Genomic DNA, 23,630 nt, shown 5'->3' on the forward strand with positions numbered 1-23,630 from the left:
CTGATACCATTTCAGATGAAAGTATCCACGGTGTCCGCGACGCCCGCAACGGTTTCGGAAAGGAGTGCCCGATGGCGCCCGAATCCCTGACCGCTCGCCTGGTCACCGCGTCGCGGCAGCTCACCGCCGCCGTCGAGGCGGTGCTCGCGGCCGAGCAGCTCACCGTGGACGACTGGCTGGTCGTCGAGGCACTCGCCGGTGTCGACGAACTCGCCATGACCGACCTGCGCGCCCGCACCCTCACCTCCGCCCCGACCCTGTCCCGTGTGGTCGACCGGCTCGCCACCCGTGCGCTGCTGTTCCGCGAGGTCGACGCGACCGACCGCCGCCGGGTCCGGCTGCACCTGAGCAAACGGGGCGAGGCCCTGCACCGCCGGGTCCGGCCGCTGGTCGCCGAGGCCGAGCAGGCGTGGTCGGCGGCGCGGCCCGCCGCCGAGCCGGTCTAGCGGCCGCTCACACCGCGGCGGGTTCGAGCCGCCAGCCCGCGGCCCGCGATCGCTCGTTCCAGAACCGCGCGTACCGACCGTCCAGCGCGAGCAGTTCCTCGTGCGTGCCGCGCTCGACGATGCGGCCGCCCTCGAGGAACAGGATCTGATCGGCGTGCGCGATGGTGGCCAGCCGGTGCGCGACCACGATGACGGTGGCCTCGCGGGTCAACTCGTGGATGCCGCGCACGACCGCCGCCTCGCTGTGCGGGTCGAGTGCGCTGGTGGCCTCGTCGAGCAGCACGATCGGCGCGTCCTTGAGCAGCGCGCGGGCGATCGAGACCCGTTGCCGCTCACCGCCGGACAGCGTCGCGCCGCCCTCGCCGACCCGGGTGTCGTAGCCCTCGGGCAGCCGTTCGACGATCTCGTCCACCCGGGCGGCCTCGGCCGCGCGGCGCACCTCCTCGTCGGTGGCGTCGGGTTTGCCGATGCGGATGTTGTCGGCCACCGAGCGGTCGAACAGGTAGACGTTCTGGAACACCAGCGACAGCTGATCCAGCAGGGTCGCCGAGGGCTGGTCGCGCACATCGTGTTCGCCGACGGCCACCCGGCCGGAGTCCACGTCGTAGAAACGCGCGGCCAACCGCAACAGCGTCGTCTTACCCGCGCCGCTGGGCCCGACGATCGCGGTCGTGGTGCCCGCGGGCACGCTGAAGGTGATCTCGGACAGCACCGGCTCACCGGGGCGGTAGCCGAAGGAGACGTTGTCGAAGACCACCGAGGGCGAGCCCGGCGTGACCGGCGCGGTGGCCTCGGGAAGCACCGGTTGGGCGAGCAGGTCGCCGATCCGCTCGGCCGCGGCGGCCGCCGAACGCAACGCGTTGCCCAGCTGCGCGGCCTGGTTCAGCGGCTCGATGAACCGCGAACTCACCGCGATCAGCGCGATCGCGGCCGCCGCCGACACCGCCCCGCCGGTGACCCGGCCGACGGCCACATACACCAGCACCAGGAACACCGCCTGCACGAACAGCGCGAACAGGATCAGTCCCGGCACGCTGGCCGCGATCATCTTCCGCCCGGCCGAGCGCTGCCCGCTCAGCGCCGCGTCCAAGGCCCGGTTGCTCGCGCCGACCGCGCCGAAGGCCCGCAGCACCGGCTGCGCCTGCGCGAATTCCACCACCCGGGAGTCGGCTTCGGCGGCGGCCTCGTGCATGCGCCGGTCGGCGCCGGTGTAGGCGCGGTTGGCCAGGCCGTTCACCGCGTAGAGCACCGGCGCCGCCAGCAGCATCGCCAGCGAGATCCGCCAGTCCACGAACAGCATGCCCACCGCGACCCCCAGCGGCACGATGACCCCGGTGAGCACCTTGGCCAGCAGGTAGGCGATCAGCCCCTGGACCTCGCGCACGTTCTCCACGATCAGCCGCGAGAGCGGCCCGGCGTCGCGGGTCTCGAACCAGCCCAGCGGCAGTGCGTTCAGGTGGTCGCCGATGCGGGTCTGCAGGCCGCGCTGCATGCCGATGCCGATGCGCAGCCCGATCGCGGCGCTCAGGTACCCGAACACCACCACACCGGCCACCGCGGCCAGCATGCCCAGCGCCCACAGCCAGGCGCGGCCGAGGTCGTCACCGAACAGCGCCTCGAGCACCGGCACCAGCAGCAGGTAGGCCAGCGCCTGGCACAGCGCCTGGGCGACGATGGCGGCGAACAGCTTCGGGGTCAGGTGCCGGAATTCGGCCGGGACCAGACCGAGCACGGTGCGGATCATCGAACGCCCTCTTTCGTCTCGACCAGCGCGAGGTCGCCCAGCGCCGCCTCGTTGATCTCCCACAGCCGCTGATACATCCCGCCCGCCGCGCGCAGGCTCTCGTGGTCGCCCTGCTCGACCAGCGTGCCGTTGTCCAGCACCACGATCCGGTCCACGCCGGTGATGGTGTGCAGCCGGTGCGCGATCACCAGCACGGTGCGACCCGCCACGAGCACGGCCAGCGCGTCCTGCACGGCCGCTTCCGATTCGGGGTCGGCGAAGGCGGTGGCCTCGTCCAGCACCAGCACCGGGGTGTCGGCCAGCAGCGCACGGGCGATCGAGAGTCGTTGCGCCTCACCGCCGGACAGGGTGGCGTCCACGCCGATCTCGGAGTCGTAGCCGCGGGGCAGCGCCATGATCCGGTCGTGGATCTGGGCGGCCCGGGCGGCGTGCTCCATCGCCGCCCGGTCGGCGTCCGGGCGGGCCAGACGCAGGTTGTCGGCGATGCTGCCGCGGATCAACCGCACGTCCTGGAAGACGAATCCCACCGTGCGGTAGAGCTCCTCGCTCGGGAAGTCGCGGATGTCGCGCCCGCCGATGGTGATCGACCCGGTGTCGACGTCGTAGAACCGCGGCAGCAGCTTGGCCAGCGTGGACTTGCCGGAGCCACTGGGGCCGACCAGCGCGGTGATGGTGCCCGGCGCGAGTTCCAGATCGATGTCGCGCAGCACCTGGCGGTCGGCCCGGTAGCCGAATCCGACACCGGAGAACCGCACCAGCCCCGCCGGATCGGAACCGGCCGCCGCGCTCGGCGCGCCCTCGGCCAGTTCCGGCTCGCTGCGCAACGCGTGCAGGCGCAACGCCGCCTCACCGCCCGCGCGTAGCGCCTGGGCGCCGTAACCGAGGCCGAGCAGCGAACTGCCGAGCCCGACCCCGATCAGCAGGAACGGCAGCACGTCCAGCGGCTGCACCCAGTCCAGTCCGACCGCGGCCAGGCCCGCGACCACGACGACGAGCATCACGAACACCGGGGTCACCACGATGTCGGAGGCCGACTGCACGCCGATGATCGGCGTCTTCATCCGGTCCACGCTGCGTGCCTGGTGCTCGACGGCGGCCTGGAAATCGCTGTGCGCCTTGCCCGCCCGGCCGAACGCGCGCACCACCTGGATGCCGTCGACGAACTCGATGGTGGCCTGCTTGGTGCGCTGCTCGGACCGGTTGTAGACGACGATCCGGTCGCGGCCGTCGCGGTCGACGATCCGGCCGTAGAGCACCGCGTAGGCCACCAGCGGCAGCAGCAGCACCAATGTCAACCGCCAGTCGACGGTGCACAGGTAGATCAGGGTGACCAGCGGGACGGTGACCGCGCCGACGAACTCCAGCCGCGCGTGCGCGACCAGGTAGTGCAGCGCCTCGACATCGTCCTGCAGGTACTTCTTGACCTCGCTCGAGGTGCGCTCGCCGAACCAGCCCAGCGGCACCCGCGACAGCTTCTCGGCCAGCGCCCGGCGCAACGTCAACTGGAAACCGCCGTCGACCAGGTGCGACCAGGTGAGGGCGACGGCCTGCAGCAAGGCGCGCACCACCAGGACCGCCACCGCCGTCGCCAGCAGCCGCCAGACCCGATCGGTGTCGACCGGCTCGGCCAGCAGTTCCCGGCACACCTCCACGATCAGCAGGAACGGCACCACCAGGCACACCGAGGCCAGGCCCATGAGAATGCTCGCGACCAGCAACGGCGTGCGCACCGGCGCGAGAATCTCCTTGCGCGCCGCCGCTTCCCGTTGTTTCTCGGCTTTGCGCACCTGTTTCGGCGGGGTGTTGCCCGCCTCCCCCGCCGCCAGCGGCGTGGCCTCCACCGTCATGTCCCCGCCTCTCGACTCTGCCGGCCCGCGCCGGATCGGTCCTCATCTTCACACACCGGACCGCAACAGGATAGGTAAGGCTAACTTATTCCACGCGAGCAGCTCCGCGCACGTCGACTCCTGTCGAACCGGCCGGAATCGGACGGGCGGGACCGGTGTTCCTTCCGGTATGACCGCACCCGACCTCACCACCCCGCTCCTGGACACCGGCACCGAGTTCGGCGCGAAGGTCGCCGAACGCCTCGAGCGCGAGCAGGTCGTCTGGCTCACCACCGTGGGTCCGACCGGCACGCCGCAGCCCAATCCCGTCTGGTTCCAATGGCGCGACGGCGAATTCCTGCTGTTCAGCCAGCCCGACACCCCGAAGATCCGCAACATCCGCCGCAACCCGCGGGTCTCGGTGCACTTCAACAGCACCGTCCACGGCGGTGACGTCGTGGTGTTCACCGGCACCGCCCGCATCGCCGAGGACCGGCCGACGGAGCAGGAGATCGCCGCCTTCACCGCCAAGTACACCGAGGGCCTGCGCGACATCCCGATGACCGCCGAGCAGTTCTACGCCGACTACTCGGTGCCGCTGCGCATCGCACCGGACCGGCTGCGCGGCTTCTGACCGGTACGGGCGTACCGGCTAGAGTGGGCGGCGATGAGACGCAGGCAGCAGCCACCGTTGCCGAAACGGCACGGCCTCGATCCCGCCCGGCTGCGGCTGCCGGAAGCGGGCGAGTGGGCGACCATCCGCGATCATCTGGTGCACCGGCTGCCCCGCGTCGCACCCGAGCGCATCGATGAACTGCTGCGGGCGGGCGCGATCGTCGATCTCGACGGTCCGATCGCCCCCGACGCACCGTATGTGCCCGGCGGCGCGGTGTGGTTCCATCGCGATCTGCCCGACGAGGTCGAGGTGCCGTTCGACCTGACCGTCGTGCACCGCGACGAGACCGTGCTGGTGGTCGACAAGCCGCATTTCCTCGCCACGATCCCGCGCGGTCAGCACATCCGCCAGACCGCGCTGGTGCGGTTGCGCGAACAGCTCGGCCTGCCCGATCTGGTGCCCGCGCACCGGCTGGACCGGGTGACGGCCGGGCTGATCCTGTTCGTCGTCGATCCGGCCCGCCGCGGCGCCTACCAGACGATGTTCCACCGGCGCACCGTGCGCAAGCAGTACGAAGCCATCGCGCCCTACGATCCGGAGCTCGCGCTGCCCCGTGTGGTGCGCAGCCGGATCGTGAAGGAGAAACACGTGCTCGCGGCCCGGGAAGTCGAGGGCGAGCCGAACGCCGAGACCCTGGTCGAACTGCTCGAGCACCGCGACGGGCTCGGTCGCTACCGGCTCACCCCACACACCGGCCGCACCCATCAACTGCGCCTGCACATGAACAGCCTCGGCGTGCCGATCCTCGGCGACGACTTCTATCCGGTGCTCACCGACAAGCCGGTCCACGAATTCACCCGGCCCCTGCAACTGCTGGCGGCGGTGCTCGAATTCACCGATCCGGTCACCGGCGAGCCGCGCCGCTTCGAGACCACCCGCTCGTTGCAGGCGTGGACCGACTACCCCGGCTGGGCGGGCTAGGACCCCATCCAGCCCAGCGGCCCGGCGCCGCAGGTGGCGCTGCCGGTGAGCGTCGGCTCCGCGACGTCCACCTTGATCTCGTAGGCCAGCCCCTGCAGGGCGGCCAGCGTGTGGGTGCCCGACCTGCCCGGCTTCCACTGGATGGTCGCCACCCCGTTGACCGGCTTGACCGGACTGCCCGCGATCACCAGGGCGTTGTCGTAGAACCAGACCTCGAACCAGTGGTTCACCTTCGCCGTCAGCTGGTAGACGCAGCCCGCCTGCGGGTTCCGGCTGTTGACCGTCAACTCGTCCACGGTGGCCGCCGCGTGGGGCGCCCCGACCACCACCGCACAGCTCACCACCGCCGCCGCGCCGAGCCCTGCGGTGAGACGACCGAACCGGTCGCGGGTCCTGCTCATCGAATCACTCCTTGTCTACCTCGCACGTGCGGTGCGGATGAGCGGACTGTATCGACCGTCCAGTTCAGCCGGGCCGAAATCGGGAAAATTCTGAAACGCGTTTCATTCACTCGGTGTTGCAGCCCGTACCACCAGCACGTGCGTTCCCCGGCGCGCCGGGTACCCGACCGGTGATGACCTCCCGCACAGCACCCCGAGAACCGGCCGATCCGCTCCGTACACTGGGCCGGGTGCGTGAATCCGACCCCGTGGCCGCGACCGAGCGCGGCCGCCCGCTGCATGCCTACATCGATGTGGCCGTGGTGGTGGTCGTCCTGGCCTGCACCAACCTCATCGCCCACTTCACCACGGCCTGGGCGAACATCGTCGCGGTTCCGGTGGCGGCCGGCATCCTGCTGGCCCTGGTCCGCAGACGCGGACTCGGCTGGGCCGAACTCGGCCTCTCCCCCCGGCACTGGCGCCGCGGCTCGGTCTACGCCCTCGCCGCCGTCGGCGTGGTGCTCGCCGCGGTCGCGATCGGCGCGCTGCTGCCGGTGACCCGCCCGTTCTTCCTCGCCGACCGCTACGCCACCGTCTCCGGCGCCCTCATCGCCTCGATGATCGTCATCCCGCTCCAGACCGTGATCCCCGAGGAACTCGCCTTCCGCGGCGTCCTGCACGGCACCCTGGACCGCGCCTGGGGCGCGCGCGGCGTGTTCGCGGCCGGGTCGCTGCTGTTCGGGCTCTGGCACGTCGCCTCCTCGTTCGGGCTCACCAGCGGCAACCGCGGGCTCAGCGGCATGCTGCCCGGCGGCCCGCTCGGCCAGGTCGTCGGCATCGCGCTGGCCGTGCTGGCGACCGCCGCCGCGGGCACGGTGTTCACCTGGCTGCGCCGGCGCAGCGGCAGCCTGCTCGCGCCGATCGCCCTGCACTGGTCGGTGAACGGGGCGGGTGCGCTCGCCGCCGCGATTGTCTGGCACACCACCCTCGCCTGACCCTTCCGCCGACCTGCCGGTCGTCGTCCTCGCGTTGACCAACCCCCGGCCCCGGTTTAGTCTCGTCGCGTTCACACATACGTTCGAGCAACCGTGCGGCACCGACCCGCGCCCGGGGAAGGTCTTCGATGTCCGAGCACCAGCCCGCCGACGCCGACCGGACCGGCGACGAGATCGCCGCGCTGGCCCGCCGGGTGCAGACCGCGCGCGGCAAACTCCCCCTGCAATACGACTCGGCCCTGGTCGAGGTGCTCTCCGACGCGGAGATCGCCGCCGAACGCGAACTCGCGGAATGGACAAGAGCCCGGCGCCGCGCCCAACGCCGCCGCGCCGTCCGCGCCGAACTGGCCGCCGAGAAGCGCGACCGCAGGGCGGCGGCGCGGATCCGCCGTGCCGAGGAGGCCGACGCCCGCTGGCATCGGCGCGCCCTGGCCGCCCGCAGGCGGGTCGCCAACCAGGACGCCCGCCTGGCCCAGCTCTACCGTCGCGCCGAATGGTCCTCGCGCGCCCTGATCGCCGTCGTCGTGCTCGGCATGGTGTGGGCGGGGGTCAACGTGCAACGCAACCTCGTGCCCAGCGGCGACATGTCCGACCCGCTGTACTGGCTCAGCTACGGCATCGAGGCGATGATCTCCATCCCGATCATCACCATCATGATCGTGGCGACCACCGCCGCCCGCTGGGGCCGCGAACTCCCGCGCGGCAAGGTGGTGTTCTTCGAGGTCGCTCTCCTGGGAACGACGATCGCGCTGAACACCGGACCGCACCTGGCCGCCGGGGATTTCGGGCGGGCCGCCGAATACGCCATCGCCCCCGCGATGGTGGGTGTGGTGATCTGGCTGCACGCGTGGGTGGCGGCGCGGTATGCCCAGCTCATCGACAGTGTGGAGGTGGACGAAGCGCCGGTTTCACAGCCGTTCCCGACCGGGCACGTCGATCCCACCGCGCACCCAGCGGACACCGATATGCCGCGGACCGCGACAGCATCCGTGACCGGCGATCGTCCGGCAGTCGCGCCGCCCACCGACGACGCCCTCCCCGCCGACCTCTACGCCGCCCCGTTGGCCCTGCTGACCGGCGGACTGACCGACACCGACGAACAACCCCGCCCCGCCCGCGTCCGCGCGGCGCGGCCACCCGCCCCCACCGTTCCCGCAACGCCCGCCCCGCGCCGCCGCAAGCCCACCGCCACCGACCGTGCACCACTGCTGTCGACCTGGGTCGACGGACAGACCTTGCGAACGGTCACCACGGCCCCCGCCCCCGTCATCGACAGGCCCGCCGAAGGCGATCCACCAGCGGATTCGCAACCGTCGCCCGCGCGCCGCCGCACGCGCGAATCCGCGGCGCGCCGCCGACCCGCCGAATCCCAGCCGGCCGCCCCTCACACTCCGGACGCTCCGATCCCACCGCCGGAACCGACGCCCCGCCGATACCCCGCGGTTCCCGAACCCGGGACGTCCGCCCAGAACCCGCACCAGCCGCAACCCGCGAACACCGCCCCCGCGCTGCCCCACCGCGCGCACGAACCCGCCGCCCCGCCGGAGCCCTCCCCCGAGCAGCTGGCCTTCATCACCGAGCCCGACCTCGCCCTCACCGAGCCGATCACCCCCGACCCCGACCCCATCGCAGTCGAGGCCGACGACGCCGACGCCCAGATCTGGGCCGTAGCCCGCGCCATCGCCGACCACGACCACTCCCCGCTCCCCGTCGACCAGATCGCCGAAATCCTCACCCTCGCCGACCGCTCCTGGAGCGCGTCCGCCATCGCCACCGAAGTAGGCGCGGACGCCGACGCTGTTCGGAAGGCACTGGACGCCGGTCGGAAGGTAGGCCGGCCCGTGGCACTCGACCTCTGAGGGACGGTCGTCGCGCCGCTCGGGCCGCGATACGGCACGTCCGCCGCGACGGAGAATGAACCCGGCCGTGGTGAACCGTGGGGCGTAGCCACCCTCGGCGGCTGTGGCCACTCCAGGAGTTGCTGTAAACACCGGCCGATCCCCCGTCGATCAGTAGTCACCACCGTGTGGACGGTGACCCAACGACCCGACCGAGGAGATCCAGCCCATGCAGTTCACCACCAAACACGCTCTCGGCGTATCGATCGGCGCCGCAACCGGTTACACCGCCTACGACCTGTTCGCCCGCAGCCACGGCGGTACCTGGCCGAACGACCTCACCGGTTGGCTCACCGTCGCCGTCACCGCCCTGCTGGTGGCCGTCGGCGCGGCCGTGGCCCTGCGCATCGTCGTCGCGATCAGCAACCGGAAATCCGCGAACCCGTCCGAATAGCCGGGTTGACCAGGCGCGGTTCAGTGCGGACTCAATCGAGCGACGCTTCCCCCACGAGCACTCCACGCTCCAGATACCGCGTCGCTCCCGCAACAGCGGCCGCATAAGCATGCCGAACCCGCCGCGCCAACCGATCGATCACCAACTCCCCCACCTCGCCCACCGGCACCCACCGCCACTCATCCAATTCCGCGGAACCCAAACGAATTTCCGCACCCCCGGCTATCTCGGTCTCGATGTCCTCGCCCGCTCACGCGGACGCACCGATCGCATAGAACAGGAGGACACTCCCACCGAACTGACCGCCTGACCACCCGGGATCACGCGGAGACCGTTCTCCTACACCACACATGTGGACTTGACCGGCGTTGGGGTAGCAGACGGTGAGCGGTCAAATGGGAGGCGGGGCCTGGGAAGCTTCCAGCAAGGCGATCAATCTCCTGTGGCTCCGAGGCGCGCTTGATCACGGGTGGTTGTGGACGGGATTACTCATCTCCGGTAGCTCGCAGGTCCGTGCCGGACACCGCTGGTGGTCCATCTTGGAGTTGGCTGTCGGAGGGCACTCCGGCCTGGGAGTCCTCGGCGAACTGTTCCCAGGTCGATGGTTTGCCGGAGTCGATGATCGGGTCCTCCGGATCGCGGTCGTCGTCGTGCTGGTCGGCTGGGTGGGGAGTGTTGTTCACTTGTGCCGTCTCCCGTCGTGTGGAGGGGTCCGTCGGAGTGCTTGTATCACCGGATCGGGTGAGACCGACTACGACGGCGCCTGCCAGGATCAGGGCGCCTGCTGCGAGCGCGCCGGCGAGCAGTGTTTTGCGCAGGCGACCTCCTCATCGGTTGGCGCTTTCAGTGTAGTGCGGGCGTTAGTGCCTCCACGGGCGCGATCTATGGAACAGCCGATCGCCAGCCGATGACCGAGGACCTGCCGGACTCGCCGCCACACCCGTACGCCGCGAGCAAGCTGGCTGCCGAGTTCGCGGTCCAGGCCCAAGCGCGCGCCGGTGCACTGTCGGCGACAATTCTGCGTTTCATGAACATCGCGGGTGGAGATGATCGCGATCCGACCCGCTTGATACCGCGGACAATCGCAGCCGCACAAGGGCGGGGCACCCTCGAGATCAACGGCGACGGCAGTGCGATGCGCGACTACCTGCACGTCAGCGACGCGGCACGCGCAATCCTCGCGTCGGTCGAGGATCCACCGCCGCGCGGTGAAAGCGTGCGTTACGTCGTCGGCAGCGGATGCGGGACCAGCATCGCCGAGGTGGTCGCCGCGGTCGAACGTCGCACCGGCCGCCCGGTCCCGGTGCGCCACGGTCCGACTGCTCCGGAACCACCCGAGCTCGTCAGCGACCCCACGAGGATTATGGCCGAGTTGGGCTGGCGCCCTGCCTGCTCCGATATCGACACGATCGTCAGCGATTCCTGGCGGCACGCTCGAGCGACCACCGAACCATGATTCGAGAATTCACCACGTCGCTCCCGTGACAAATCGTCACACCGCGCCCGGACATCCGTTGGGACGCTGTGCCTATGAGCGCCGAACTCCCACCCACTGACCACACCGTGCCGCCGGCAGGATTGAACGTCGGCGAAGCCCACAGGGTCATGCAGGCACAGATGGAACGAGCAGGACCAGATCGAAATCCGGGTCCTCCAGGAGGTGATCGATGTGACCGAGCGCTACCTCGGACGGCACGAACAGTCCGGCGGACAGGTGCTCACGTCACGCTCCCGGATCTACGCCGCTGTGGTGCATCTCGTCATCACAAGCGCCCGCGAACAGACCTTCCGGGCAACGCTCGACAGCGCCGACATCCTGGACACGTTGCTCGACGGAGCTGAAGACGCCGATGACCACCACGACTTCATGGGCGATGTCCTGCGCCCCTTTCTCCTGAGCGCGATTTAGACGCAGGGCGTGAAATACGGACGAAGGCCCGCTTTCCATTGGAAAGCGGGCCTTCTGGCTTTCGACCTCAGCCGAGGAGTCGACCTACTTGGCCTTCTCCAGGACCTCGACCAGACGCCAGCGCTTGGTGGCCGACAGCGGGCGGGTCTCCATCAGCTGCACGCGGTCGCCGACGCCGGCGATCTCGTTCTCGTCGTGCGCCTTCACCTTCGAGGTGGTGCGGATGATCTTGCCGTAGAGCGGGTGCTTCACCCGGTCCTCGAGCTCCACCACGATGGTCTTGTTCATCTTGTCGGACACGACGTAGCCGATCCGCACCTTGCGGCGGCCACGCTCCACAGTCTTCTCGCTCATGCCGCATCTCCCTTACCAGCGGGTCCGGTGGCCAGACCGAGCTCACGCTCACGCATGACCGTGTAGATGCGCGCAATCTCGTGACGAACGACGCGCAGGCGACGGTTGTTGTCCAGCTGACCCGTCGCCATCTGGAAGCGCAGGTTGAACAGCTCTTCCTTCGACTCACGCAGGCGGGAGACGAGTTCCTCTTCGGTGAGCTCGCGGAGCTCTGCGGCCGGTGTACCGGTTGCCATCAGAACTGCTCCTCCCTGGTCACGATCCTGCACTTCATCGGGAGCTTGTGCATCGCGCGGCGCAGGGCCTCACGAGCGGTCTCCTCGTTGGGGTAACTCATCTCGAACATCACGCGACCGGGCTTGACGTTCGCGACCCACCACTCCGGCGAACCCTTACCGGAACCCATGCGGGTCTCGGCGGGCTTCTTGGTCAGCGGGCGATCCGGGTAGATGTTGATCCAGATCTTGCCGCCACGGCGGATGTGGCGAGTCATCGCGATACGCGCGGACTCGATCTGCCGGTTGGTGACGTAGGCAGGCTCGAGCGCCTGGATGCCGTAGTCACCGAAGGCCACCGACGTGCCGCCCTTGGCCATACCGGTGCGGCTCGGGTGATGCTGCTTGCGGTGCTTGACCTTACGAGGCATCAGCATGCGTCAGCCCTCCTGATTCTCTGCCGGAGCTTCCACCACCGCGGTGGCGGCGCGCCCGGCCTCAGTGCTGGTCGCGGTGGTGCCGGTGGAACCGGACCGACGCGGACGGCTCGGCCGCTCGCGGCGCGGACGATCACGATCGCCGGCCGGAGCGCTCGCGGCGGTCAGCTCACGCTTGCCACCGACGATGTCGCCCTTGTAGATCCAGACCTTCACGCCGATGCGACCGAAGGTGGTCTTGGCCTCGTAGAGGCCGTAGTCGATGTCGGCGCGCAGCGTGTGCAGCGGCACCCGACCCTCACGGTAGAACTCCGAGCGCGACATTTCGGCGCCGCCGAGGCGGCCCGAGCACTGCACCCGGATGCCCTTGACGTTCGGCGAACGCATGGCCGACTGGATGGCCTTGCGCATCGCGCGACGGAACGCCACACGGTTGGACAGCTGCTCGGCCACACCCTGGGCGACGAGCTGGGCATCCGACTCGGGGTTCTTGACCTCGAGGATGTTCAGCTGCACCTGCTTGCCGGTGAGCTTCTCCAGCTCGGCGCGGATGCGGTCGGCCTCGGCGCCGCGACGGCCGATCACGATGCCCGGACGCGCGGTGTGGATGTCCACCCGCACGCGGTCACGGGTGCGCTCGATCTCGACCTTCGAGATGCCCGCGCGCTCCATGCCGGTGGCCAGGAGCTTGCGGATCGCGACGTCTTCCTTCACGTAGTCCGCGTACTGCTTGTCCGCGTACCAACGGGACTTCCAGTCGGTGGTGATACCGAGGCGGAAGCCGTGGGGATTGATCTTCTGTCCCATTTACTTTGCCCCTCCCTTCCGGCGGCCACGAGTGCCACCGGCGGTGGGGACGCTCTCGACCTCGATGGTGATGTGGCTGGTGCGCTTGCGGATCCGGAACGCGCGGCCCTGGGCCCGCGGCTGGAAACGCTTCAGGGTCGCGCCCTCGTCGACGTACGCGGTCGAGATGACCAGCGTGGCCGGATCGAGGCCGAGGTTGTTCTCGGCGTTGGCGGCGGCACTGGCGACGACCTTGGCGACCGGCTCGCTCGCGGCCTGCGGCGCGAACTTCAGGATCGCGAGGGCGTCCTCGACCCGCTTGCCGCGGACCAGGTCCACGACACGACGAGCCTTCATCGGGGTGACGCGCACATGCTTGGCGGTCGCCCGGGCGGTGGGGTTCTGAGTCTCGGTCGTGGTCATCGCCGCTTGCTCTTCCGGTCTTCCTTGACGTGGCTCTTGAACGTCCTGGTCGGCGCGAACTCACCGAGCTTGTGCCCGACCATGTTCTCGGACACGAACACCGGAACGTGCTTGCGGCCGTCGTGGACCGCGAAGGTGTGACCGATGAAATCCGGGGTGATGGTCGAACGACGCGACCAGGTCTTGATGACCTGCTTCGTGCCCTTCTCGTTCTGCACGTCCACCTTCGCCTGGAGGTGGTCGTCGACGAACGGGCCCTTCTTGAGGCTACGTGGCATTTCTTACCTCCTCCTTCAGCGCTTCTTGCCGGTCTTGCGGCGGCGGACGATGAGCTTGTCGCTCGGACGGTTGGGCTTGCGGGTGCGGCCTTCCGGCTGACCCCACGGCGAGACCGGGTGGCGACCACCGGAGGTCTTGCCCTCACCACCACCGTGCGGGTGGTCGACGGGGTTCATGACGACACCACGCACCGTGGGACGACGGCCCTTCCAGCGCATACGGCCGGCCTTGCCCCAGTTGATGTTCGACTGCTCGGCGTTGCCGACCTCGCCGACGGTGGCGCGGCAGCGCACGTCGACGCGACGGATCTCGCCGGAGGGCATACGCAGGGTGGCGTAGGGGCCTTCCTTGCCGAGCAGCTGGATGCTCATGCCGGCGGCACGGGCCAGCTTGGCGCCGCCGCCCGGACGCAGCTCCACGTTGTGGATGGTGGTACCGGTCGGGATGTTGCGCAGCGGCAGGTTGTTACCCGGCTTGATGTCGGCGGTGGGGCCGGACTCGATCGGGGTGCCCTGCGTGACGCCCTTGGGCGCCAGGATGTAGCGCTTCTCGCCGTCCACGTAGTGCAGCAGCGCGATGTTGGCGGTCCGGTTGGGGTCGTACTCGATGTGCGCGACCTTGGCCGGGATGCCGTCCTTGTCCAGGCGACGGAAGTCGATGATGCGGTAGGCGCGCTTGTGCCCGCCACCACGGTGGCGAGTGGTGATGCGGCCGTGGGCGTTACGACCACCGCTCTTGGTCAGCGGACGCAGCAGCGACTTCTCCGGGGTGGACCGGGTGATCTCGGCGAAGTCCGAGACGCTGGAGCCGCGGCGGCCCGGCGTTGTCGGCTTGTACTTGCGAATTGCCATGAGTTCTTCTCTGCTTTCTGGATTCCCGTCCGCTTACGCGACCGGGCCTCCGAAGATCTCGATGGGCTTGCTGTCGGCCGAGATGGTCACGAGCGCACGCTTGGTGTTCTTGCGCTTGCCGTAACCGAAGCGGGTCCGCTTGCGCTTGCCCTGACGGTTGGCGGTGTTGACGCTGGTGACCTTCACACCGAAGACCTTCTCGACGGCGATCTTGATCTGCGTCTTGTTGGAGTCCGGGTGCACCAGGAAGGTGTAGGTGCCTTCCTCGATCAGTCCGTAGGACTTCTCCGAGATGACCGGCGCCAGCAGGATGTCGCGGGGGTCGGCGATGGTGGTCACTTGCTCTCCTCCTGAGCCGCCTCGGTCGGGCCGTGAACGAAAGCGTTCAGAGCCTCGACGCTGAAGACCACGTCGTCGCTGTTCAGCACGTCGTAGGTGTTCAGCTGATCCGGGGCGATCGGCTGCACGTTCTGCAGGTTCGCCACGCTCTTCCACGCGGTGACGTCCTCGCGACCGACGACGACCAGGAACTTCTTGCGGTCCGACAGCTCGGCCAGGAAGTTCTTGGCGGTCTTGGTCGACGGGGTCTGCCCGGCCACCAGCTCGCTGACCACGTGGATGCGGTCGTTGCGGGCGCGGTCGGACAGCGCACCGTGGAGCGCGGCGCGAATCATCTTCTTGGGGGTGCGCTGGCTGTAGTCGCGCGGCTGCGGGCCGTGCACGGTGCCACCGCCGGTGAACTGCGGCGCGCGGGTCGAGCCCTGACGGGCGCGGCCGGTGCCCTTCTGCCGGTACGGCTTCTTGCCGCCGCCGGAGACCTCACCGCGGGTCTTGGTCGCGTGGGTGCCCTGCCGGGCCGCGGCCAGCTGCGCGGTGACGACCTGGTGCATCAGCGCGATGTTCGCGGTCACGTCGAAGATCTCCGCGGGGAGTTCGACGGTGCCGTTGCTCTTGCCACCGGCCTCCTTGACGGGGAGGACCAGGTTCGCCTTCTTCTCGGTGTCCTTCTGAGTGCTCACCGCGCTCATGCGTGCGCACCACCCTTCACGGCGCTCTTGACGATCACGACGCCGCCCTTGCGACCCGGGATCGCACCCTTGATCAGCAGCAGGCCGTTCTCGGCGTCGACCTTGTGAACCGACAGGTTCTGCGTGGTCACGCGGTCGTTACCCATGCGACCCGCCATGCGCATGCCCTTGAACACGCGACCGGGGGTGGCACAGCCACCGATGGAGCCCGGCCGGCGGTGCACGGCCTGCGCACCGTGCGAGGCGCCCTGACCACGGAAGCCGTGGCGCTTCATGGTGCCGGCGTAGCCCTTGCCCTTGCTGGTGCCGGTGACGTCGACGTAGCTGCCCTCTTCGAACACGTCGGCGTTGATCTCCTGGCCGACCTCGAAGCTCGAGGCGTCGGCGACGCGGATCTCGGCGATGTGACGGCGCGGGGTGACACCGGCCTTGGCGAACTGGCCGGCGACCGGCTTGTTCACCTTGCGGGGGTCGATCGCGCCGAAGGCGACCTGCACGGCGCTGTAGCCGTCGCGCTCCTCGGTGCGGATCTGGGTGACCACGTTCGGGCCGGCCTTGATCACGGTCACCGGGACGACGCGGTTCTTCTCGTCGAAGACCTGGGTCATGCCGAGCTTGGTGCCCAGGATTCCGGCGGCAGGCCGGTTCTTGTTGTCAGTCATATCTCGAGTCCCCGTCACTGAATGTTGACGTCGACGCTGGCCGGCAGGTCGATGCGCATGAGCGCGTCGACCGTCTTCGGCGTCGGGTCGAGGATGTCGATGAGACGCTTGTGCGTGCGCATCTCGAAGTGTTCGCGCGAGTCCTTGTACTTGTGCGGCGAACGGATGACGCAGTACACGTTCTTCTCGGTCGGCAACGGCACCGGGCCGACCACGCGGGCCCCGGTGCGGGTGACCGTCTCCACGATCTTGCGCGCAGACGCGTCGATCGCCTCGTGGTCGTAGGCCTTGAGCCTGATGCGGATCTTTTGTCCCGCCACGCTAAGTGTCCTTTTCTCCGCTTTCCTTCGTGGCCCGGAAACCGTCAGGCATCCGTACCACCCTCATTTGCTACAGCCCGAACACACGAAAGACGCCTCAGGGAGACCACCGACCGGGGCCATGCCCGATCTTCGCCGCTGTTCATCTGTCATGGTTCTCCGGTCCACGCGGTCGGGCGTGTCGCCTTTTCGCTCATTCTTCGGCCCGGATCGAAACTTCATCGCAGGCTTGCAGAACGTGTCCCGGACGTACTCGCGCCGGTCGCCCGGCGGAATACACATCGGTTACTGCTCTCGCCCTGCCGGATAGCGCTCGCGTCCAGCGGAACACACGGTTCCGGCCAGGAAACGACCACGACCCCGGGCAAGGCAACCCGAACAGTATGCATGACCCCCGTCGGCGACTTCAAATCGCCCCCCACGTGGGTCCGCCCACCCCCGGCGAGCCCGCCGGAAGGCCCCGCCCACACTACGGGAGGCGCTGTCCCGGCGGGCAGGCGAGGGCATGATCGGCGGATGAGCGAACGCGAACTGACCGCGCCGGTCGACCTGTGCGACGCGCGCGGACGTCTGAACCCCGAGGCCGTCGGCTGGTCGCGCAGGCCGCTGCACCGCGCCAACCTGTCCGGGGCGTGGGGCAGGAAGAAGAGATGGGACTACTGGGCCGTGACCGCGCCCGACCTCTATCTCGCGATCACCTGCGCCGATCTGGACTACCTCGGCAACGCCTCGGTCTGGCTGTGCGGACCGTCGAAGGGACTGTCGGTCGCGGTGGACCGCATCGTGCCGGCCGCCAGGGGCTTCGCCCTGCCCGACCAGCCGTGCACCGGGCTGATCGCGGTCGAGGCGGGCGGGCTGCGGATCGAGATCGACGAGCGCGCGAGCGGGTCGACCCGGCTGCGGGCCCGCTGCGACCGCACGCCGGAGGGGCCGCTCGACATCGAGGTGGAGGTGGCCGAGCCCGCCGGACACGAGTCGCTCAATGTGGTCATCCCGTGGTCGCCGGGGCGGTTCCAGTTCACCAGCAAGCAGAACACCCGTCCGGCCACCGGGACCGTGCGCCTGGGCGAGCACCGATGGGAACTGGGTGGAGCGGAACCCGGTGCGGGCGAGCTGCCCGCCTACGGCACGCTCGATCTCGGCCGGGGGGTGTGGAAATACCGGAACCGGTGGAACTGGGCCGCCGCCTCGGGCGTGTCGCGCGACGGCAGGACGGTCGGCCTGCAGTTCGGCGGCAAGTGGACCGAGGGCACCGGCTACACCGAGAACGGCCTGTGCGTGGACGGGCGGCTGACCAAGATCGGCGAGGAGCTGCGCTGGGACTACGACTGGGATCACCCGATGCGGCCGTGGCGGGTCCGCGACAGCGCCGGGCTGGTCGATGTGGAACTTGTTCCCGACCACGACCGCCACGCCCGCACCGATGCCGGGCTGATCTCCATGGAGGTCCACCAGTGTTTCGGCCGCTGGTCGGGGACGATCGTCACCGAGGCGGGCGAGCGGGTGGAGTTCGCGGATGTGATCGGCTTCGCCGAGGAGGCCCGCAACCGCTGGTGACCCCTTCCGCACCGAACTTACCGAGCAGTAAGATGCACGGATGACGACCGGCGCCTCGCCCGACCGCACCCCCACCTACCGCAGCTGGGCCAAGCTGCCCGACAACAGGCTCGGCCACGCGCTGTTCTCGCTGGGCATGGTGGCGAAGGTGCCGTACTTCGGCACCGTCCTGCCCACCGTGCGGCGGCTGGAACCGGGACTGTGCGAGGTGGGCGCGCCGTTCTGGTTCGGCGTGCACAACCACTTGAAGACCTTCCACGCCATCGCCGCCTGCAACCTGGCCGAGGTGGCGATGGGGATGCTGTGCGAGGCCACCGTCCCGGCCACCCACCGCTGGATTCCCAAGGCCATGAACGTGCGCTACCTGGCGAAGGCGGGCTCGCGGCTGCGCGCGGTGGCCCTGCTGCCCGAGATCCCCGACTTCACGGCGATCACCGAGGGCGCCGAACTGGTGGTGCCGGTGTCGATCTTCGACCGCGAAGGCACCGAGGTCGTGCACGCCGACATCACCACCTGGGTGACGCCCCGCTGACCCGCGCGGCGAGCTCGAATCCCGCCGAGCGCAACCGTTCTCGCCGTGGCCACCGGTCCGTAGCGTCGGCGGTGTCCACCACCCGGATCTGTTCGAGGATCGCCATGAGCTCTGTGTCCCCGGCGTCGCCCGCCGTCGCCGATTCGCCCCCGCCCGCCCAGGCCGCCCCGCCGGTCGTCACCGCCGACGAGCTGGCCGCCGCGCTCGACGCCGGCGCCGACGTGGTCGTGCTCGAGGTCCGTCGCGAGCGCGGCGACGGCCCGGCGGGGCCTGTTCCCGCCCCCGAGCCGCTCGACGGGCACCTGCCCGGCGCGCACGCGGTGGATTTCGCCGAGTTGATCGGCCCGAAGACCGAGACCTCCGGTAACAGCCCGCTGCCCACCGAGGAGCAGCTGACCGCGCTCGTGCGCCGGTGGGGAGTGCACGACGACAGCACGGTCGTCGTCTACAGCCCCGACCAGCCCTCCACCGCCAGCCGGGTGTGGTGGGTGCTGCGCTGGGCGGGTCTGGCCGACGTCCGCTATCTGGACGGCGGCGCGCACGCCTGGGTCGCGGCGGGGCGGGAGCTGAGCGCCGACCGCCCGGCCACCGGTGGCGGTACCGCGCGGCTGCGGCTCGGCGCGCTGCCGGTGCTCGACGCGGGCACCGCCGCGGGTCTGGCCCGCGCGGGGCACCTGCTCGACGCCAGGGCCGAGCAGGCATACCTCGGCTCGGCCGACGACCCGGCCACCGGCCACATCCCCGGCGCGCACCACCTGCCCGGCACCGCCAACCTGCGCGCGGGCCGCCTCGCCGACACCGAGACCCTGCGCTCGCTCTACGCGCCCTTCCTGACCGGCGCCCCGGTCGGCGCGTACTGCGGCGGCGGCGTGGCCGCGACCCTGGACGTGCTCGCCCTGAGCACTCTCGGTGTGACGGCCGCGCTGTACCCGGGCTCGTGGTCGCAGTGGATCACCGACCCGACCCGACCCGTCGCCCGCGGCGAGGAACGCGGCTGACGAGCGGCCCCGCCGACCGACGATGCCCGTGCGCGGAGGAGATCCGCACACGGGCATCGGTGGCTCCGGCACCGTGCGGTGCGGGCAGGCACAGCTCAGGCCTTCGCGTCCGGCCCTTCCCCGTCTCCCTCGTCGTCCCCCGTGTCGACCACGCCCGGCCCGCCGGACAGGTCGCCGGTGAAGAACCCGCGCAGCTCGCGTTCCTCCTCCGGCGTCGGCGTCCAGCGGCTGGCCGCAAGGTTCTCGTCGAGTTGCCCGGGCACGGTGACCCCGGCGATCACGCTGGTCACCGTCGGCTGGGCCAGCAGCCACCCCAGCGCCAGCGCGGTCGGCGTGACGCCCCGCTCGGCGGCGAACTTCTCGTAGCGGGCCAGCGCCTCCCATGGCGCGCTGCCGAGCAGGTAGCGCTTGAGGTTGGTGATCTTGGCCTCTGCGGGCGCATGCCCCTGCCGGTACTTGCCGGTGAGCAGGCCGTTCTGCAACGGGAAGTACGGGATGAAGCCGAGCCCGTAGTGCCGCAGCGCCGGGATCAGCTCCTCCTCGGGCTTGCGCCAGGTGAGGTTGTACTCGTCGGTCGTGGAGACGAACCGGGTGAAACCGTTGCGGGCGGCCACGTGCTCGGCGTCGGCGATCTGCCAGGCCTTGAAGTTCGAGGCGCCGATATAGCGGACCTTGCCCGAGGTCACCAGGTCGTCGAGCGCGGCCAGGGTCTCCTCGATCGGGGTGTGCGTGTCCGGGAAGTGGATCTGGTACAGGTCGATGTAGTCGGTGTTCAGCCGGCGCAGCGAGTCCTCCACCGAGGCCACGATGTATTTGCGCGATCCGGTCAGCGCGTAGGACGGGCCGCGGTCGGCCAGCAGCGAGCGGCCGAACTTGGTGCCGATGACCACGCTCTCCCGCCGGGAGCCGACCGCCCTGGCGAACAGTTCCTCGCTCAGGCCGGTGCGGTCGCCGTAGCCCTCGGCCAGGTCGAAGTAGGTCACCCCGAGGTCGATGGCCCGGTCGACGATCGCCTTGACGCGGTCGGGGTCGACGGCGCGCATCCCGGAGCGGCCGAAAGTGCTCGCGCCGATGCCCAGTTCCGACAGCACCAGGCCGGAACGGCCGAGCGCGCGATATCCGGCGGGGATCGCCGGCGCCCCCGCCATCAGCCGTTGTCCGTGTCGAGCAGGCCCTGCAGGGTGTCGGCCTCGTACTCGGTGCGGAACAGCCCGCGCCGCTGCAACTCCGGCACCAGCAGGTCGACGAGCAGGTCGGCCGGGCCGCGGTGGTACGGCGGGAAGAACTGCACGCCGTCGAGCACGCGTTCGACGAAGTTCTCCTCCACCCAGTCGGCGATGGTTTTCGCGTCGCCGACCAGCGCGGGCTGGCCGCCCTGGCGGGAGCGCTGCACGTGGTGGTACAGCTCGCGCAGGGTCAGGTCCTCGCCGAGGGCCTCGACCAGGCCGCGGATGATCTCGCGGTCGTCGCGGCCGCGCACGTGCCGCTTCTCCCGGCCGAGCGGGCGACGGAAGTCCTCGAGTGCGTCGGGGGCGACGGTGTCCAGGTCGACGACGTCGACGACGCGCTCGTTGTCGCGCACCCGCGACAGGTCGATGCCGAGCGCCAGCGAGAACTGCTCGGGGATCTGTTCGGTCAGCTGGAAGTTGGTGACCTGACGGTAGATGGCCTGGGCCTCGCGCCTGGTGCCCGCGAGGTAGAAGGTGGCGCCGGGGATGATCTTGAACTTCTCCGGGTCGCGCCCGGCGGCGGCCACCCGCTCCTTGAGCCTGCGGTACTCCTGCTTGCCCTGTTCGATGCCGAGATAGGGCGAGAACCGCACCTGGGCGAGGTCCGCGCCGTACCGCAGCGACTCCTCCGAGGTGCCAACGTGCACATTGGGAATGCGCCGCTGCACCGGTGGGGGCACGTTGAGCGGACCGCGCACCTCGAAGTGCTCGCCGGAATGCTCGATGCGCTGCCAGGAGCCCGGCTTGATCAGCACGCCCTTCTCGCGGTCGTCGAGCAGGAAGTCGGCGTCCCAGCTCTCGTACAGCAGCCGGTTCACCACCTGGGTGAACTCCCTGGCCCGGGTGTACTTGGTCTGCTCGTCGGGGATCGGGTTGCGGCCGTAGTTGCGGGCCGGATCGCCCTCCCGGTCGATGCCGAAGACCACGTTCAGCGCGGTCCTGCCCTTGGTGAAGTTGTCCAGGGTGGCGAGCTGGCGCGCGATGCCGTAGGGGTGCTCGAAGGAGGAGTTCACCGACACCAGGAAGCCGACGTTCCTCGTCACCGCGGCCGCGTAGCCCGCGTAGACGAAGTTGTCCCAGCGGTAGATGCGCTGCAGGTGGTCCGGCTCGCTGCCCAGCGCGCTGCCGGAGAAGACGTAGTCGAGCTTGCCGCGCTCGGCGGCGCGCGCCACGTCGACGATCACGCTCGGGTCGTGCAGGCCGGTGTTGGTGGCCTGGGGCAGCCGCCAGGCGTCGGCATCCCAGCCGGTGCCGTAGGCGGCGAGGCCGATACGAAGTTTTCTGTCGCTCATCGGTTTTCCTGATCTCACTGGGCGGCGGTGGCGAACTGGTTGGGCGGCACGGGCAGCCCGAAGTGGCCGCGGAAGGTGTCGCTGGTGTACTCGGTGCGGAACAGGCCCTTGTCCTGCAGGATCGGCACCACCCGGGAGGTGAAGCGCTCCAGCTGGTCCCACATGTAGGGCGAATTGATGTTGAAGCCGTCGGCCGCGCCGCGGTCGAACCACTCGATCAGCCGGTCGGCCACGTCCTCGGCGGTGCCGATCACCTGTGGGAAGCCGCCGCCGATGGCGTTGTGCAGCAGGTCGATCGCGCGCACGGTGCCCGCCTCGACGGTGCGATCGGTGCGGCCGCGCACGCCGTCGAGCAGTTTCCGGCCGAATTCGTTGAACCGCGAGGCGATCTCGGGGGTGACGGCCGCCTCCAGCCCGCCGGGGCGCAGGTCGACGCCGACGCGTTCGGACAGCGAGCGCAGGCTGCGCACGCCCAGCGGCAGCGGCCCGCGCGGGGCCCGCTGGATCGCCGCCCACTCCTCGCTGCGCCAGAACTCCTCGTCCTGGTCGCCCTCGACCGGGTCGTCGTCCAGTGGCAGCCCCGCGTTGAGGCGTTCGAAGATGTCCACCGCGTCGGCCCTGTTGTCGCCGATGATCGGCGAGATGCCGGGCAGGAAGAAGATCGGGACGTCGCGGCCGTGGATGCGCCGCGCCCTCGCCCGCACATCGGTGTTGAACTCGATGGAGTCCTCGATGCTCGCCGGGCCGGTGAAGTTGAGCTCGCAATGCCGGGCGGTCAGCTCGCGGGACAGTTCGGAGGCGCCCGCGTACAGCAGCGGAATCTGGCCCTGCGGCGGCCTCGCCATCGGCAGGGTGCCCGCGACCTGGAAGAACTCGCCCTTGTGCTCGAGCCGGTGGATCTTGGCCGGGTCGAGGTAGCGGCCCGACTTCTTGTCCTGCAGGTAGGCCCCGTCCTCGATGCTGTCCCACAGCCTGCGCACGACGCCGATGAACTCGTCGGCGCGCGCGTAGCGGCGTTCGCCGCCCAGGTCGGGCAGGCTGAAGTTGCGCGCGGCCAGGTCGTTGGCGCCGAGCACCACGTTCCACGACAACCTGCCCTTGCTGAGGTGGTCCAGCGAGGCGGTCAGGCGGGCCAGGATGTAGGGCTCGTAGTAGGTCGGGTGGGCGGTGACGACCAGGCCGATCCTGGAGGTCTGCAACGCCAGCTGCGAGGCCAGCGTGAACGGCTCCAGCCTGCCCGCGTTGTGGGTGGTGCCCCAGTGCTCCTTGTAGATGTCGCCGGGCAGGGTGTCGCCGAGGAAGAAGAAGTCGAACTTGGCGTCCTCCACCAGCTTCGCCGCGCGCGCGGCGTAGTCGAGCTCGAAGGCGTTGGCGGTGGGGGCCTCCGGCAGCCGCCAGCCGCCCCAGTGGGTGCCGTTGAGCCAGTACATGTAGCCCAGGTGCAGTTCGCGTTTCGCGGGGGTGCCCACGTGTGTTCC

28 protein-coding genes are annotated in these 23,630 nt (G+C 69.8%); 11 read left to right on the forward strand and 17 right to left on the reverse strand.

What is annotated here, in order from left to right; genetic code table 11:
- Positions 1 to 71 precede the first annotated feature (71 nt).
- A complete protein-coding gene (locus tag AMO33_RS16475; protein ID WP_011207284.1) occupies positions 72 to 446 on the forward strand; it encodes a MarR family winged helix-turn-helix transcriptional regulator in 375 nt (124 codons plus the stop codon).
- Positions 447 to 453: 7 nt separating this feature from the next.
- On the opposite strand, the gene AMO33_RS16480 is transcribed toward AMO33_RS16475, so the two are convergent.
- Together AMO33_RS16480 and AMO33_RS16485 are read right to left on the reverse strand one after the other, a co-directional pair.
- Complete coding sequence (locus AMO33_RS16480) at positions 454 to 2,190, reverse strand: ABC transporter ATP-binding protein (RefSeq protein ID WP_060593148.1); 1,737 nt, start codon at positions 2,188 to 2,190, stop codon at positions 454 to 456.
- A complete protein-coding gene (locus tag AMO33_RS16485) occupies positions 2,187 to 4,037 on the reverse strand; it encodes an ABC transporter ATP-binding protein (RefSeq protein WP_060593149.1) in 1,851 nt (616 codons plus the stop codon). Before AMO33_RS16485 ends, AMO33_RS16480 begins: the two co-directional genes overlap by 4 nt.
- A gap of 169 nt (positions 4,038 to 4,206) precedes the next feature.
- Here AMO33_RS16485 and AMO33_RS16490 point away from each other — a divergent pair, with 169 nt between their 5' ends.
- Together AMO33_RS16490 and AMO33_RS16495 are read left to right on the forward strand one after the other, a co-directional pair.
- Positions 4,207 to 4,650 (forward strand): TIGR03667 family PPOX class F420-dependent oxidoreductase, encoded by a 444-nt coding sequence (locus tag AMO33_RS16490; protein WP_060593150.1) that lies wholly within the window; start codon positions 4,207 to 4,209, stop codon positions 4,648 to 4,650.
- Positions 4,651 to 4,683: 33 nt separating this feature from the next.
- Positions 4,684 to 5,613 carry an RluA family pseudouridine synthase gene (locus AMO33_RS16495; protein ID WP_060593151.1) on the forward strand — a complete coding sequence of 310 codons (930 nt, stop codon included), beginning with the start codon at positions 4,684 to 4,686 and terminating at the stop codon, positions 5,611 to 5,613.
- Here the strand turns inward: AMO33_RS16495 and AMO33_RS16500 are convergent.
- Positions 5,610 to 6,014 carry a hypothetical protein gene (locus AMO33_RS16500; RefSeq protein ID WP_060593152.1) on the reverse strand — a complete coding sequence of 135 codons (405 nt, stop codon included), beginning with the start codon at positions 6,012 to 6,014 and terminating at the stop codon, positions 5,610 to 5,612. The genes AMO33_RS16495 and AMO33_RS16500 overlap by 4 nt on opposite strands.
- A 230-nt stretch (positions 6,015 to 6,244) precedes the next feature.
- On the opposite strand from AMO33_RS16500, the gene AMO33_RS16505 reads away from it, so the two are divergent.
- The 5 genes from AMO33_RS16505 (at position 6,245) to AMO33_RS16525 (ending at position 11,189) form a co-directional block, all read left to right on the forward strand.
- The gene (locus tag AMO33_RS16505) at positions 6,245 to 6,988 is read left to right on the forward strand and encodes a CPBP family intramembrane glutamic endopeptidase (RefSeq protein ID WP_229434876.1); all 744 of its coding nucleotides are present in this window, start codon (positions 6,245 to 6,247) and stop codon (positions 6,986 to 6,988) included.
- A 128-nt stretch (positions 6,989 to 7,116) separates the two neighbouring features.
- Positions 7,117 to 8,847, forward strand: a complete 1,731-nt coding sequence (locus AMO33_RS16510; RefSeq protein WP_060593153.1) for a hypothetical protein — start codon at positions 7,117 to 7,119, stop codon at positions 8,845 to 8,847.
- Between the two features lie 208 nt (positions 8,848 to 9,055).
- Positions 9,056 to 9,280 (forward strand): hypothetical protein, encoded by a 225-nt coding sequence (locus tag AMO33_RS16515; protein WP_060593154.1) that lies wholly within the window; start codon positions 9,056 to 9,058, stop codon positions 9,278 to 9,280.
- A gap of 907 nt (positions 9,281 to 10,187) precedes the next feature.
- Positions 10,188 to 10,736 (forward strand): NAD-dependent epimerase/dehydratase family protein, encoded by a 549-nt coding sequence (locus tag AMO33_RS16520; protein WP_060593155.1) that lies wholly within the window; start codon positions 10,188 to 10,190, stop codon positions 10,734 to 10,736.
- 213 nt (positions 10,737 to 10,949) lie between these two features.
- A complete protein-coding gene (locus tag AMO33_RS16525) occupies positions 10,950 to 11,189 on the forward strand; it encodes a hypothetical protein (protein ID WP_127516312.1) in 240 nt (79 codons plus the stop codon).
- An 84-nt stretch (positions 11,190 to 11,273) separates the two neighbouring features.
- Here AMO33_RS16525 and rpsQ read toward each other — a convergent pair whose 3' ends face one another.
- The 11 genes from rpsQ to rpsJ are packed head-to-tail and all read right to left on the reverse strand — an operon-like array spanning position 11,274 to position 16,544.
- The gene (gene rpsQ, locus AMO33_RS16530; RefSeq protein ID WP_011207273.1) at positions 11,274 to 11,543 is read right to left on the reverse strand and encodes a 30S ribosomal protein S17; all 270 of its coding nucleotides are present in this window, start codon (positions 11,541 to 11,543) and stop codon (positions 11,274 to 11,276) included.
- Positions 11,540 to 11,779, reverse strand: a complete 240-nt coding sequence (rpmC, locus tag AMO33_RS16535) for a 50S ribosomal protein L29 (RefSeq protein ID WP_011207272.1) — start codon at positions 11,777 to 11,779, stop codon at positions 11,540 to 11,542. Before rpmC ends, rpsQ begins: the two co-directional genes overlap by 4 nt.
- Positions 11,779 to 12,195, reverse strand: a complete 417-nt coding sequence (rplP, locus tag AMO33_RS16540) for a 50S ribosomal protein L16 (RefSeq protein ID WP_011207271.1) — start codon at positions 12,193 to 12,195, stop codon at positions 11,779 to 11,781. Before rplP ends, rpmC begins: the two co-directional genes overlap by 1 nt.
- A gap of 3 nt (positions 12,196 to 12,198) precedes the next feature.
- Positions 12,199 to 13,002: a 30S ribosomal protein S3 gene (gene rpsC / locus AMO33_RS16545; RefSeq protein ID WP_011207270.1), complete on the reverse strand. Its 804-nt coding sequence runs from the start codon at positions 13,000 to 13,002 to the stop codon at positions 12,199 to 12,201.
- Entirely contained in the window at positions 13,003 to 13,404 is a 402-nt protein-coding gene (rplV, locus tag AMO33_RS16550) for a 50S ribosomal protein L22 (RefSeq protein ID WP_011207269.1), read from the reverse strand.
- Positions 13,401 to 13,682: a 30S ribosomal protein S19 gene (gene rpsS, locus AMO33_RS16555; protein ID WP_011207268.1), complete on the reverse strand. Its 282-nt coding sequence runs from the start codon at positions 13,680 to 13,682 to the stop codon at positions 13,401 to 13,403. Before rpsS ends, rplV begins: the two co-directional genes overlap by 4 nt.
- Before the next feature lie 15 nt (positions 13,683 to 13,697).
- A complete protein-coding gene (rplB, locus tag AMO33_RS16560; protein ID WP_060593157.1) occupies positions 13,698 to 14,534 on the reverse strand; it encodes a 50S ribosomal protein L2 in 837 nt (278 codons plus the stop codon).
- Between the two features lie 33 nt (positions 14,535 to 14,567).
- Entirely contained in the window at positions 14,568 to 14,873 is a 306-nt protein-coding gene (gene rplW, locus AMO33_RS16565) for a 50S ribosomal protein L23 (RefSeq protein ID WP_011207266.1), read from the reverse strand.
- On the reverse strand, positions 14,870 to 15,562 hold the full coding sequence (gene rplD, locus AMO33_RS16570; RefSeq protein ID WP_011207265.1) for a 50S ribosomal protein L4: 693 nt from the start codon (positions 15,560 to 15,562) through the stop codon (positions 14,870 to 14,872). The genes rplW and rplD overlap by 4 nt, the downstream gene beginning before the upstream one ends.
- On the reverse strand, positions 15,559 to 16,224 hold the full coding sequence (rplC, locus tag AMO33_RS16575) for a 50S ribosomal protein L3 (protein WP_011207264.1): 666 nt from the start codon (positions 16,222 to 16,224) through the stop codon (positions 15,559 to 15,561). Before rplC ends, rplD begins: the two co-directional genes overlap by 4 nt.
- 14 nt (positions 16,225 to 16,238) lie before the next feature.
- Complete coding sequence (gene rpsJ / locus AMO33_RS16580; RefSeq protein ID WP_003938093.1) at positions 16,239 to 16,544, reverse strand: 30S ribosomal protein S10; 306 nt, start codon at positions 16,542 to 16,544, stop codon at positions 16,239 to 16,241.
- Between the two features lie 516 nt (positions 16,545 to 17,060).
- Between rpsJ and AMO33_RS16585 the strand changes: the two genes are divergently transcribed.
- The 3 genes from AMO33_RS16585 (at position 17,061) to AMO33_RS16595 (ending at position 19,631) form a co-directional block, all read left to right on the forward strand.
- Positions 17,061 to 18,101, forward strand: coding sequence for a DUF2804 domain-containing protein (locus AMO33_RS16585; protein ID WP_060593158.1), 1,041 nt, complete (start codon positions 17,061 to 17,063; stop codon positions 18,099 to 18,101).
- A gap of 40 nt (positions 18,102 to 18,141) precedes the next feature.
- Positions 18,142 to 18,633, forward strand: coding sequence for a hotdog fold domain-containing protein (locus AMO33_RS16590; RefSeq protein ID WP_060593159.1), 492 nt, complete (start codon positions 18,142 to 18,144; stop codon positions 18,631 to 18,633).
- 104 nt (positions 18,634 to 18,737) lie between these two features.
- Complete coding sequence (locus tag AMO33_RS16595; RefSeq protein ID WP_083717912.1) at positions 18,738 to 19,631, forward strand: sulfurtransferase; 894 nt, start codon at positions 18,738 to 18,740, stop codon at positions 19,629 to 19,631.
- A gap of 95 nt (positions 19,632 to 19,726) precedes the next feature.
- Here AMO33_RS16595 and AMO33_RS16600 read toward each other — a convergent pair whose 3' ends face one another.
- Genes AMO33_RS16600 through AMO33_RS16610 form a run of 3 tightly spaced genes read right to left on the reverse strand, consistent with a single transcriptional unit; the run spans position 19,727 to position 23,621 of the window.
- Positions 19,727 to 20,779: an aldo/keto reductase gene (locus AMO33_RS16600; protein ID WP_060593161.1), complete on the reverse strand. Its 1,053-nt coding sequence runs from the start codon at positions 20,777 to 20,779 to the stop codon at positions 19,727 to 19,729.
- The gene (locus AMO33_RS16605; protein ID WP_060593162.1) at positions 20,779 to 22,152 is read right to left on the reverse strand and encodes an NtaA/DmoA family FMN-dependent monooxygenase; all 1,374 of its coding nucleotides are present in this window, start codon (positions 22,150 to 22,152) and stop codon (positions 20,779 to 20,781) included. The genes AMO33_RS16600 and AMO33_RS16605 overlap by 1 nt, the downstream gene beginning before the upstream one ends.
- A 14-nt stretch (positions 22,153 to 22,166) precedes the next feature.
- Positions 22,167 to 23,621 (reverse strand): NtaA/DmoA family FMN-dependent monooxygenase, encoded by a 1,455-nt coding sequence (locus AMO33_RS16610; protein WP_060593163.1) that lies wholly within the window; start codon positions 23,619 to 23,621, stop codon positions 22,167 to 22,169.
- Positions 23,622 to 23,630: the final 9 nt, after the last annotated feature.

Source organism: Nocardia farcinica (genome assembly GCF_001182745.1).
GTDB lineage: Bacteria > Actinomycetota > Actinomycetes > Mycobacteriales > Mycobacteriaceae > Nocardia > Nocardia farcinica.